12 protein-coding genes are annotated in these 12139 nt (G+C 60.1%); 5 read left to right on the forward strand and 7 right to left on the reverse strand.

All coding sequences use genetic code 11. The annotated features are described in order from the left end of the window. Positions 1 to 27 precede the first annotated feature (27 nt). Together EAH78_RS26630 and EAH78_RS26635 are read left to right on the forward strand one after the other, a co-directional pair. On the forward strand, positions 28 to 612 hold the full coding sequence (locus EAH78_RS26630; RefSeq protein WP_140670595.1) for a hypothetical protein: 585 nt from the start codon (positions 28 to 30) through the stop codon (positions 610 to 612). Between the two features lie 68 nt (positions 613 to 680). Further along, positions 681 to 1994 carry a PQQ-dependent sugar dehydrogenase gene (locus EAH78_RS26635; RefSeq protein ID WP_140670598.1) on the forward strand — a complete coding sequence of 438 codons (1314 nt, stop codon included), beginning with the start codon at positions 681 to 683 and terminating at the stop codon, positions 1992 to 1994. 38 nt (positions 1995 to 2032) lie between these two features. Here the strand turns inward: EAH78_RS26635 and EAH78_RS26640 are convergent, their stop codons facing one another. From EAH78_RS26640 to EAH78_RS26660, 5 genes are all read right to left on the reverse strand, one after another. Then, positions 2033 to 2569 carry a C40 family peptidase gene (locus EAH78_RS26640; RefSeq protein ID WP_140670600.1) on the reverse strand — a complete coding sequence of 179 codons (537 nt, stop codon included), beginning with the start codon at positions 2567 to 2569 and terminating at the stop codon, positions 2033 to 2035. Between the two features lie 165 nt (positions 2570 to 2734). Then, positions 2735 to 3361 carry a C40 family peptidase gene (locus EAH78_RS26645; protein WP_140670602.1) on the reverse strand — a complete coding sequence of 209 codons (627 nt, stop codon included), beginning with the start codon at positions 3359 to 3361 and terminating at the stop codon, positions 2735 to 2737. A gap of 226 nt (positions 3362 to 3587) precedes the next feature. Then, entirely contained in the window at positions 3588 to 4292 is a 705-nt protein-coding gene (gene hda, locus EAH78_RS26650) for a DnaA regulatory inactivator Hda (protein WP_010456804.1), read from the reverse strand. Positions 4293 to 4522: 230 nt separating this feature from the next. Next, positions 4523 to 5596, reverse strand: a complete 1074-nt coding sequence (locus EAH78_RS26655) for an AI-2E family transporter (RefSeq protein WP_140670604.1) — start codon at positions 5594 to 5596, stop codon at positions 4523 to 4525. Positions 5597 to 5634: 38 nt separating this feature from the next. Further along, positions 5635 to 6696, reverse strand: a complete 1062-nt coding sequence (locus tag EAH78_RS26660) for a DUF2066 domain-containing protein (RefSeq protein WP_140670606.1) — start codon at positions 6694 to 6696, stop codon at positions 5635 to 5637. A gap of 383 nt (positions 6697 to 7079) precedes the next feature. On the opposite strand from EAH78_RS26660, the gene purM reads away from it, so the two are divergent. From purM to EAH78_RS26675, 3 genes are read left to right on the forward strand one after another with little or no spacing between them, the layout of a single operon-like run. After that, positions 7080 to 8138, forward strand: a complete 1059-nt coding sequence (gene purM, locus EAH78_RS26665) for a phosphoribosylformylglycinamidine cyclo-ligase (RefSeq protein WP_140670608.1) — start codon at positions 7080 to 7082, stop codon at positions 8136 to 8138. Next, positions 8138 to 8788 (forward strand): phosphoribosylglycinamide formyltransferase, encoded by a 651-nt coding sequence (gene purN / locus EAH78_RS26670; protein ID WP_140670610.1) that lies wholly within the window; start codon positions 8138 to 8140, stop codon positions 8786 to 8788. The genes purM and purN overlap by 1 nt, the downstream gene beginning before the upstream one ends. Before the next feature lie 8 nt (positions 8789 to 8796). Further along, positions 8797 to 9510, forward strand: a complete 714-nt coding sequence (locus EAH78_RS26675; protein WP_140670612.1) for a DUF3108 domain-containing protein — start codon at positions 8797 to 8799, stop codon at positions 9508 to 9510. Between the two features lie 64 nt (positions 9511 to 9574). Here EAH78_RS26675 and EAH78_RS26680 read toward each other — a convergent pair whose 3' ends face one another. Together EAH78_RS26680 and EAH78_RS26685 are read right to left on the reverse strand one after the other, a co-directional pair. Then, on the reverse strand, positions 9575 to 10750 hold the full coding sequence (locus EAH78_RS26680) for a trans-sulfuration enzyme family protein (protein WP_140670615.1): 1176 nt from the start codon (positions 10748 to 10750) through the stop codon (positions 9575 to 9577). Further along, entirely contained in the window at positions 10747 to 12123 is a 1377-nt protein-coding gene (locus tag EAH78_RS26685) for a pyridoxal-phosphate dependent enzyme (protein WP_140670617.1), read from the reverse strand. Before EAH78_RS26685 ends, EAH78_RS26680 begins: the two co-directional genes overlap by 4 nt. Between the last annotated feature and the right edge of the window lie 16 nt (positions 12124 to 12139).

The raw sequence follows: 12139 nt of genomic DNA on the forward strand, positions 1-12139 counted from the left end.
AACAACACAATTACAAGGGTGAGCAACATGCAAGGCATGATTATCAGCAATCCGAAGCTGGAATTCCTGCGACCGGTGCTGGAACGCTGGTTTGACTGTATCGACCGCTACAACTCGGTTCGCGGCGATAACGAAGCGCCTTACTGGCATGACGAAAAGGCCAACCTTGGCCTGCTCAATGCCGCTGCGTGGATGGCGGAAATGGTCACACTGCAAAACACCACGACGCGCAAACAGAACGAAGAAGGCGAGCGCAATGCCCGCGCGGACCTGTTTATCGCGACCGCCGAAGAGCGCGCCTATTTTCAGGCCACTCAACGCTGGCCCAAGGTCAACAGCTTGAATCTGACGCAAGCGCTGCAAGACATCACCAGCGACGCCAAACGCATCAGCTATGCCAGCGACCTGAAACTCGGCTGCCTGTTCGTGGCGCCGCAAAAAGCCCAGCAGAGCGCGACCCCCGAAGAACTTCAGGACATGGTCGACGACCTGCAAAAGGAACACAGCTGCGCCGTCGCCTGGTATTTCCCTTACGCCTACCGCAAGTTGCGCAACGAAGCCGGCAACTATCACCCCGGTATCGCGGTGCTGCTCAAGGAAGCTCGCGGCTGAGCCGTTGAACCATCGCTCTGTTTATCTTCTCTATGAATTAAGACACTGCATTCATAGGGAAGACCAGTATGCGCAAGCCCCCGCTCGTTCTCGTCATCATGCTCGCCGGAGGGCTTGCCGCCTGTGGTGAAACCTCCAGCCTGCAAGTCTCCGACGGCACCGGACCGTCACCCAAGTTACCCGAACCGAATAAAACCCTGATCCCGACGGTGAACATCGCCCCGGCGATCGGCTGGCCGGCCGGCGCGAAACCCACCGCTGCCGCCGGCACCCAAGTCGCGGCCTTCGCTGAAGGCCTCGATCACCCGCGCTGGCTCTACGTGCTGCCTAACGGTGATGTGCTGGTGGCCGAAACCAACGCGCCGCCTAAACCCGATGACGGTAAAGGCATTCGTGGCTGGGTCATGAAGAAAACCATGGCCCGCGCTGGTGCGACCGTCCCCAGCCCGAATCGCATCACGCTGCTGCGTGACAAGGACCACGACGGCGTCGCCGAAACCCGAACGGTGTTCCTGGAAAATCTCAATTCGCCGTTTGGCATGACACTGGTTGGCAATGATCTGTACGTGGCCGACACTGACCGCTTGTTGCGTTTTCACTATGAGAACGGTGACACCGCGATCAAGTCGCCGCCGATCAAGGTCGTCGATCTGCCGGGAGGCACGCTGAATCATCACTGGACCAAAAACGTCATCGCCAGCAAGGACGGCAGCAAGCTGTACGTCACGGTAGGTTCGAACAGCAACGTCGGTGAAAACGGCCTGGACAAGGAAGAAGGCCGCGCAGCGATCTGGGAAGTGGACCGCGCCACCGGAAATCACCGGATATTCGCCTCAGGGATTCGCAACCCCAATGGTTTGGCCTGGGAGCCTCGCAGCGGCGCGCTGTGGACCGCCGTCAACGAACGGGACGAGATCGGCAGCGACCTGGTGCCGGATTACATTACTTCGGTCAAGGATGGCGCGTTCTACGGCTGGCCCTTCAGCTATTACGGCCAGCACATCGACATTCGCGTCGAGCCGCAAAATCCGGACCTGGTGGCCAAGGCCATAGCGCCGGACTACGCGGTCGGCCCGCACACCGCTTCGTTGGGCCTGACGTTCGCTGAAGGCAACACCTTGCCTGCGCAATTCAGGGAAGGCGCGTTCATCGGCCAGCATGGCTCGTGGAATCGCAAGCCGCACAGTGGCTATAAAGTGATTTTCGTACCATTCACGGGTGGCAAACCGACCGGGCAACCGGTGGATGTGCTGACCGGCTTCCTTAATAAAGACGAGGACGCCATGGGCCGGCCGGTGGGCGTGGTGATTGATCAGCAGGGCGGGTTGCTGGTCGCGGATGATGTCGGCAATAAAGTCTGGCGCGTGTCCGCAACCAAGTAACCGCCTCCCCCATTCCCTGTAGGAGGGCAGCAGCGGGACTAAGGATTACGCGCCAGGTGCTCGGACTGCAGAACGCGCTTAGCGCTCAGGTACGCTTTCTGCCAGTACGCCTTGGACAGGCTGTCGAGCTTCACCGTGCCGCCCGTGGCGGGCGCATGAACGAAGCGCCCTTCGCCGACGTAAATCCCGGCATGACTGACCTGAGAGCCGCCATTGGTGGCGAAGAAAATCAGGTCACCGGTTTGCAAACCTTCCTTGCCTACATTGGCGGCTTGCATGCTGATCATTTCGCGCGTGGTGCGCGGCAGGGAAATGCCGGCGGCATCCCGGTAGACGTAGCCGATCAGCCCACTGCAATCGAACCCGGAGTCAGGTGTATTGCCGCCCCAGCGGTAAGGTGTGCCCACCAGGCCCAACGCACGGAACAACACTTCTTCAGCCTCGGGCGAGAATGCTTGGGAAGAACCAAAGACGATGGGCGCGCGAACCACCGGCGCAGGAGGCGGTGTGCGGCTGGCGCAGGCGCTGAGCAGCGCTGCGAAGAACATGAGTGCGAGGCGGGCCGACATCGTCATAAGCAGAACATCCTGATCTGGCTGCGGCTTTTTCTGCCGGGAAGACAGAAAAGAAAACCGCCTGCGTTGGACGCAGGCGGTTTGCCATCAATATTAGATCAGGATTCTAGCGGCTACGCGGCAAACTTCAAGTAAGACTTTAACTTCGCCTTACAAACTGTAAGTTTACTTGCGAGCGGTGACCACGGTCGGGGCCATCGCGAGGGCGCGCTTGGCTTCGATGAAGGTCTTGCTCCAGTAGCTGTCACCCAGGCTATCGACCCGGACACCACCGCTTTTGCGGCTGCTGGAGTGAATGAACTGGTTGTCACCCAGGTAGATCCCGGCGTGACTGACGCGTCCGCGGCGACCGTTGGTGGCGAAGAACAGCAAGTCGCCAGGCTTCAGCGCGCTGCGAGCCACCAGGGGTGCGTTAACGTTGATCATTTCGCGAGTGGAGCGTGGCAGGTTCATGCCCGCTTCTTCACGGAACAGATAACCGATGAAGCCGCTGCAATCGAAACCGGCTTCCGAGGTACCGCCGAAACGGTAACGGGTACCGATCAGGGACATGCCACGTTCGAGGATGCTGTCGGCCAGAACTGGAAGCTGGTACGACTTGCCGTCGGCGAAGGCAGCCAGTTCTTTATCGGTGGCCAGTTCTTCCTGGAAAAGAACGGAAGAGGATTGCGCGGTGACTGAATTTTTAACCTGCTGTTGTTGCTCTTGCTGAGACACTGGGGAGTGAGCAGCGCAACCGAACAACAGGGTGACGAGTGCGAGAGGCACGAGGGGTGCGAAGCGCTTTAGCATGGGCACGACCGTGGCTGATAGTTGTAAAGAAGTCGAGACTATGCCCGCTATCATCCTCATTTGCAAATTCAATCGAACTTTATGTGACTTATCGGTTTCTCGTTAACATCTAAGCGCTTAAGCCCGTTTTAGACGCTTGCGCAGCCTGCAACCCTGTAGGAAGGCGCATTTCCTGGCGCCTGAAATATGCCGAACCCCCTGCCGGGCTTAGGTTTACCAGGCTTTTTTACCAGCCAAGGGTTTCTTTCAGGAAGGGGATGGTCAGCTTGCGCTGAGCTTGAAGAGAGGCCTGATCGAGACGCTCCAGCAGTTCGAACAGCGCACTCATGCTGCGAGTACCGCGGGTCAAGATAAAATGTCCGACTTCATCGGTCAGGTGCAATCCGCGACGCGACGCGCGCAATTGCAAGGCGCGCAATTTGTCTTCGTCGGAGAGCGGACGCATCTGAAAGATCAGGGCCAGGGTCAAGCGCGATTTCAAGTCCGCCAGCTTCACCGGCAGTTCACGTGGCGAGGTCGACGCGGCGATCAGCAGGCGCCGACCACTATCGCGCAAGCGATTGAACAGATGAAACAGCGCCTCTTCCCAATCCGCCCGGCCGGCAACCGCCTGCAAATCATCCAGGCAGACCAGTTCGTATTGTTCGAGGTTATCGAGAATTGAGATACCACGATCAAGCAGCTCGGCCAGTGGCAAGTAGACCGCTGGCTCCCCCAGTTGCTCGAAGCGCAGGCAGGCCGCCTGCAACAAGTGCGTACGCCCTACCCCGTCCTTGCCCCAGAGATAAATCAGGCTTTCGGTCCACCCGGCGTCGGCTTCGCATAGCCGCTCGACATAGCCGAGTGCAGCGGCATTGGCGCCTGGGTAGTAATTGATAAAGGTAGCGTCATCACGCAGACGCACACCTAGGGGCAGCTGAATCGGTTTCATGCTGACTGAACAGTTCCAAAGGAACCGTTAGTGGCCTCTGTGTAAAGTTTGCGAAGTTTATACCCGTGACGCTAGTCGCACAATGCGACAGACCACAAGCAAAATCAAAGGTTTGCGTTAACGCACTGGTTTTATGCCAGTTTTGTTGGCGGTGCATGTGACAGCCTGGCGAGGAACGCAAGCCAACCCGGCGATGATCCGGGGTGGCCGCGACGACCTTTCAACGAACCTTACAGCTGCGGCTCGTCCTCACCGCCGTACATCTCAGAATCTTTATACAAATCATGCACATGGCGCACCAGCACCATAATCACCGCCGCCACTGGCAACGCCAGCAACACACCGGTGAAACCGAACAGCTCGCCGCCCGCCAGAATGGCGAAAATCACCGCCACCGGATGCAGCCCAATCCGGTCCCCAACCAACAATGGCGTCAACACCATACCTTCGAGTGCCTGCCCAACCATGAACACCGCGACAATGCCCAACATCGGATAAAGGTCACCATGAAACTGGAACAGACCGGCAATCAACGCCGCGCCAATCCCGATGACAAAACCCATGTACGGCACGATCGCGGCCAAACCGGCGATCAGACCAATCAACAGCCCCAACTCCAGCCCCACCAGCATCAGGCCTGACGCGTAGATCACGCCCAGCGCCACCATCACCAGCAATTGACCCCGCACAAACGCACCGAGCACTTCATGACATTCACCGGCGAGCTCGACTACGCGCTCTTCGCGATCACGTGGCAGCAGGCTGCGGATCTTCGCCACCATCAGGTCCCAGTCCCGCAGCAGATAAAAACTCACCACCGGGATCAACACCAGATTGGCCAGCCAGCCAATCAACGCAAGACCGGACGCCGTAGCCTGACTCAACACCACACCGACAATGTCGCTGGTCTGGCCCATGTGCTCGCTGATCGCGGCCTTGAGCTTGTCGAACTTCCAGAAGCCCTCCGACAACCCGAATTTTGACTGCGCCCACGGCAATGCAGTGTGCTGCAGCCAGTCGAGCATTTGCGGTGCCAGCTCATACAAGCGAAACAACTGCCGGGCCAGCAGCGGCACCAACACCAGCAGCAACGTGGTGAAAATCAGCGTAAAGAGCGCGAACACCGCCACCACGCCCCACGTTCTTGAAAGCCCGAGCCTCTCCAGCCGATCCACCAGAGGATCGAACAGATAGGCCAGCAACAGCGCCACCAGAAATGGCGTCAGGATAGGATGCAGCAGCCAGACAAACGCGCAGAGCAGAACCACTCCACCCAACCAGAACCAACGGCGCGTATCGACCATGTACCACTCCCTATGCATCTATATAAAGAAAGAAAACCTTACCAGCGGAATCGCAACTGCGGCGTCGGTGCCGGAGCTGGCGCTGCAGCAGGGGTCGCACCCTGCGTGACAGGCTGAACCGGGGCGACGGCTACAGGCGCTTCACCGGCTGGCACTTCCTGCAACTTGGCCAGCGACAACTGCGAGCGCAACTGTTCGGCGCTGCCATTCACCCGATAAAGAATGCGATCACCGTCAACACTTTGCAGGCGCGCGCCAAACGGGTCGAGCAAGCGTCCCAGCGCCGCGTAACGCTCCAGGTTCATGCCCTGCACTTCCAGCAATTGCTCGCCCGACGCCCCTGCCTTGACCACAAACCGCGGCGCCAGTCGCTCGCTGACCGCCAGCATCACGGCATCAGCCACGGCAGCCTGATCCGCGCCTTGCACGCTGCCTGCTTCCTTCTTGTCGCCCAGCCACAAATTCCACTTGGCCTGCCACTGGCCACCCTCTTCCTTGGCATGCACCGCGAGCAAGGCGTCAGCGTTGTAACGCTCCGAGGCATTGTGCAGCGGCGTCGCATCCGCACCTTCAAGCGTCGGCGCGGTCGCCACCAACTGCTCACTCAAATCCGCCAGCGGCAAACGCAATGGCAAACCACGGTGCTGCGCCGCGCGCCGCAATGGCGCAGCACTGGACTGGCCATCGCCCACCAGGCTCGAACCTTCGGTGGAGTCGTTCAGCCACCAGCCGAGGATCGAAGGCCGATTTGCGCCCCACAACGACAGCCCCGCACGACGCAACGCCTGCTCGGTGGTGGCTGGATCGAAATCGACCTTCAACACTTCCGGGGGTCCTGCATCAAAGCCGTACTGACTGATGATCTGCTGAGGGTCTTTGCGCAGTGCCGCCAACCCCGGGCTCTGCGCGGCTTTCGGATCGCCGGTCAGGCGCAGCACCAGCGTGTCCAGCGCCCGCTGGGTCGCCTGGTCACGCTCCTCGGTCGACTGACTGGTGACCGGCTCGCGCACCTGATAAAGACCTTTGACGTTCTCGGCATGGCTCGCGAGGCTGAAAAGGGAAAAACAGCTCAGACACAAAAATTTAGAAAGAAAACGCATGGAAGATTCCTGACGACAAAAGCGGCTGGAAACAAACCGCATGAAGACGATCGAACAGGGCTGTGACCACATCCCTGTGCAAAACATTCACACGGCCGCGATAAGTTTTCGCACTGTCATAACGATAGACGGTTAATCGGGATACCTTATACAGCCATGCAAGAGGCCACTAACACGGCCAATATCAATTTTTTTAATAGGATATGCCCCTGCTGTCGGCCTGAGGATGGCCGCTGCCCCTCAAGCCTGATAAAATCGCGCGCCTTCGCAGACCGGCAACAGCCGGACGGCTCGAATTTCGCGTGAGGCAATCGCCCCCGTCGAATTCGGCGTCCCCGCTGGACTCGGTCGTTACCCCTGAATCCCCCCTAAAGGCCTGGATCATGAGCAAGCAACCCTCCCTGAGCTACAAGGACGCCGGTGTAGACATCGACGCCGGTGAAGCATTGGTCGAACGCATCAAGAGCGTCGCCAAGCGCACTGCGCGCCCGGAAGTCATGGGCGGCCTGGGCGGTTTCGGCGCCCTCTGCGAAATCCCGGCTGGCTACAAGCAGCCTGTGCTGGTTTCCGGCACCGACGGCGTGGGCACCAAGCTGCGCCTGGCGCTGAACCTGAACAAGCACGACAGCATCGGCATCGACCTGGTGGCCATGTGCGTAAACGACCTGGTGGTCTGCGGCGCCGAGCCACTGTTCTTCCTCGACTACTACGCCACCGGCAAACTCAACGTCGAAACCGCGACCCAGGTCGTGACCGGCATCGGTGCAGGCTGCGAACTGTCCGGCTGCTCCCTGGTCGGCGGCGAAACCGCTGAAATGCCTGGCATGTACGAAGGCGAAGACTACGACCTGGCCGGCTTCTGCGTCGGCGTCGTGGAAAAATCCGAAATCATCGACGGTTCGAAAGTCGCTGCCGGCGATGCCCTGCTCGCCCTGCCGTCTTCCGGCCCGCACTCCAATGGCTACTCGCTGATCCGCAAGATCATCGAAGTGTCCGGTGCCGATATCGAAAACATCCAGCTCGACGGCAAGCCGCTGACCGATCTGCTGATGGCCCCGACCCGCATCTATGTGAAGCCGCTGCTCAAGCTGATCAAGGACACCGGCGCGGTCAAAGCCATGGCGCACATCACCGGCGGCGGCCTGCTGGACAACATCCCGCGCGTTCTGCCAAAAGGCGCACAAGCCGTGGTTGACGTGGCGAGCTGGACCCGCCCTGCCGTGTTCGACTGGCTGCAAGAGAAAGGCAACGTCGACGAAAACGAAATGCACCGCGTGTTGAACTGCGGCGTCGGCATGGTCATCTGCGTGGCTCAAGAGCACGTTGAAACCGCGCTGAACGTGTTGCGTGAAGCCGGCGAGCAGCCTTGGGTCATCGGTCAGATCGCTACCGCTGGCGAAGGCGCAGCCCAGGTTGAACTGAAGAACCTCAAGGCTCATTGATGTCTCAGACCTGTGATGTGGTGGTGCTGTTGTCCGGCACTGGCAGTAACTTGCAGGCCTTGATCGACAGCACGCGGACCGGCGACAGCCCGGTCCGCATCGCTGCGGTGATTTCCAACCGCGCCGACGCCTACGGCCTGCAACGCGCCAGGGACGCGGGTATCGACACCCGCTCCCTGGATCACAAGGCTTTCGAAGGCCGCGAGGCCTTTGATGCCGCGCTGATCGAACTGATCGACGCCTTCAATCCCAAACTCGTGGTACTGGCCGGTTTCATGCGCATTCTCAGCGCTGATTTCGTGCGCCACTACGCGGGTCGCCTGCTCAACATCCATCCCTCGCTGCTACCCAAATACAAAGGGTTACACACTCATCAGCGCGCGCTGGAGGCCGGCGACACCGAGCACGGCTGCTCCGTCCACTTCGTCACCGAGGAACTCGATGGCGGACCACTGGTCGTACAGGCAGTAATACCGGTAGAGTTGCACGATTCGCCGCAGAGTCTGGCGCAGCGAGTCCATGCTCAGGAACACCTGATCTACCCGTTGGCTGTACGCTGGTTTGCCGAGGGTCGGTTATCACTCTGCGAACAAGGTGCTTTACTGGATGGAAAGTTACTCGCGGCCAGCGGCCACTTGATTCGAAACTAGGAGATATTATGCGTCGCGCCCTGCTCTTCGCTTGCGCTCTGTTTGCCTTGCCCCTGGCACAGGCTTCGGAACTTCAACCTTTCTCCGCCAGCTACACCGCCGACTGGAAACAGCTGCCCATGAGCGGCACGGCTGAACGCAGCCTGACCCAACAATCCAATGGCGTCTGGAAACTCAGCTTCAAGGCATCGATGATGATCGCCAGCCTGACCGAAGAAAGCACCCTGACCCTGGACAAGGGCACTCTGCTGCCTCAGTCCTACAACTTTGAACGTAGCGGCCTGGGCAAAGCCAAGAAGTCGAATCTGGATTTCGACTGGACCACCAAGATGGTCACTGGCACGGATCGCGGCGACCCGGTCAAGGTCCCGCTAAACACTGGCATGGTCGACAAATCCACTTATCAACTGGCCTTGCAACGCGACGTCGCCGCCGGCAAAAAAAGCATGAGCTATCAGGTAGTCGACGGCAATGACGTCGATACCTACGATTTCCGCGTGTTGGCCTCGGAAAAGGTAGAGACCAAGGCTGGCAACATCGATGCGATCAAGGTCGAGCGTGTGCGCGACCCGACACAAAACAAGCGCACCACCGTCCTGTGGTTCGCCAAGGACTGGGATTACCTGCTGGTCCGCCTGCAACAAGTTGAAACCGACGGCAAGGAGTACAACATCATGCTCCTCGACGGCAAGGTCAACGGTAAGTCTGTCAAAGGCAGCTGATCCGCGATCGACACAAAAATCCGGAATCTGCTGAGGGTTCCGGATTTTTTTGCCTGTCGAACAGTCAGATCCGCGCCAGCGCCTGCGCCAGATCGGTGCGCAGGTCTTCGACATCCTCGACCCCCACGGACAATCGCACCAACGCATCACCGATGCCGAGCTCCGCACGGGTATCAGCGGGGATCGTGGCGTGGGTCATGATCGCCGGGTGCTCGATCAGGCTTTCCACCCCGCCGAGGCTCTCCGCCAGCGCAAAGATGTGCACGTTCTCCAGAAAACGCTTGGACCCCGCCAGGTCAGTGTTCAGGTCGAGTGAAATCATCCCGCCGAAACCGCGCATCTGCTGCCGCGCCAGTTCATGTTGTGGATGCGACGGCAATCCCGGGTAATAGACCCGCGCGACTTGCGGCTGTTGCTCCAGCCATTGCGCCAGCGCTAATGCGTTGCTGCAGTGACGCTCCATGCGCAACGCCAGGGTCTTCACGCCGCGCAAGGTGAGGAACGCGTCAAACGGCCCGGCGATAGCGCCCACGGCGTTTTGCAGAAAGCCCAGACGCTCGGCCAACTCTGCGTTCTGCCCGACGACTGCGATGCCGCCGATGACATCGGAGTGGCCATTCAGATACTTGGTGGTCGAGTGCACCACGACATCGAAGCCGAGTTCCAGAGGACGCTGGATCCACGGGCTCGCAAAGGTGTTGTCAGCCACGCAAATGATTCCGCGCTGACGGCAGATGCGTGCGATGGCGGCAAGGTCCGTGAGGCGCAGCAACGGATTGCTCGGCGTCTCGACGCAGACCATGCGCGTGTCGTCCTGCAACGCTGCTTCGAAGGCCGCGAGGTCCGTCAGATCAACAAAGCTGAAGCGATGCCCGGCGCTGCGCCGACGCACCTTGTCGAACAGGCGGAACGTGCCTCCATACAAATCATTGCCCGAGACGATATGCGAATCGGCATCGAGCAGTTCGAGCACCGTGGAAATCGCCGCCAGCCCGGACGCAAACGCGAACGCCTGGGTGCCACCTTCAAGATCCGCCACGCAACGCTCCAGCGCAAAGCGCGTCGGGTTATGCGAGCGTCCGTAGTCGAAGCCTTTGTGCACGCCCGGGCTTTGCTGCAAATAGGTGGAGTTGGCGTAAATCGGCGGCATCAACGCGCCGGTGGAAGGGTCCGGCGCCTGCCCCGCATGGATCACGCGAGTGGCAAAGCCATGGGGCGCAGCATCTTTATCGTGACTCATGTCAGGGATCTCCGTAGATGATTGAGTAGGTCGACGCGGGTAATCAGGCCATGGAAGCCCGAGGCATCGGCAATGATCGCCACCAGCCCACGATCAAGTTCCGCCTGCAATTCAGTCAGGCTGGCAGCGGCCGGCAGGGTTTGCAGTTTGTCGGTCATCGCGCTGGCCACCGTCAAGCGAAACTGCGAGGCGTCCTGGTGCACCCGCAGCAGAATGTCGGACTCGTCGATGACACCGACCAGCCGCTGGCCGTCCACCAGCACCGGCAGTTGCGACACGTCCGCCAGACGCATGCGCTGGAAAGCGGTCAGCAGCGTGTCATCCGGACCGACGCTGATCACCCGGCCGTCCTCGAAACGGCGCGAGATCAGGTCGCGCAGATCACCGTAGCGTTTGTATTGCAGCAGGCCCTGATCGTTCATCCACTGGTCGTTGTAGACCTTCGACAGATAGCGTGTGCCGGTGTCGCAGACAAAACTCACGACCCGTTTCGGCTCGGTTTGCTCACGGCAATAACGCAGCGCCGCCGCCAGCAAGGTGCCGGTCGACGAACCGCCGAGAATGCCCTCGGCGCGCAGCAGTTGACGGGCATGATCGAAGCTTTCTTCGTCGCTGATCGAATACGCGTGGCGCACGCTGGACAGGTCGGCAATCGAGGGAATGAAGTCTTCGCCAATGCCTTCTACCGCCCACGAACCGGGCGTCCCGAGGGTGCCGCTGCGGCTGTATTCGGCCATCACCGAGCCGACCGGATCGGCCAGCACCATGGCCAGGTTCGGCTGCACGCGTTTGAAAAACCGGGTCAAGCCAGTCAGCGTCCCCGCCGAACCGACACCAACAACGATGGCATCGACGTCATGCTGGGTTTGCGCCCAGATCTCCGGCGCGGTGCTGCATTCATGGGCCAGCGGGTTGGCCGGGTTGTTGAATTGATCGGCAAAGAACGCGTCGGGAATTTCCCTGGCCAGCCGCGCGGCCACGTCCTGGTAGTACTCGGGATGACCCTTGCCGACATCGGAGCGGGTGATGTGTACCTCGGCGCCCATCGCCTTGAGGTGCAGGACTTTCTCGGTGGACATCTTGTCGGGTACCACCAACACCACGCGGTAACCCTTGGCCCGGCCGACCAACGCCAGGCCGAGGCCGGTGTTGCCAGCCGTGGCCTCGACGATGGTGCCGCCGGGTTGCAGGCGACCGTCGCGCTCGGCGGCGTCGATCATCGCCAAGCCGATGCGGTCCTTGATCGAACCGCCGGGGTTTTGTGATTCAAGCTTGAGGAACAGCGTGCACGGGCCGGTATCGAAGCGGCTGACACGCACCAGTGGCGTGTTGCCGATGAGTTCGAGTACCGCGGGGCGGGAGTCGTTTGGCATGTCTTCACCTTGCTAT

Source organism: Pseudomonas arsenicoxydans (genome assembly GCF_006438915.1).
Lineage (GTDB): Bacteria > Pseudomonadota > Gammaproteobacteria > Pseudomonadales > Pseudomonadaceae > Aquipseudomonas > Aquipseudomonas arsenicoxydans_A.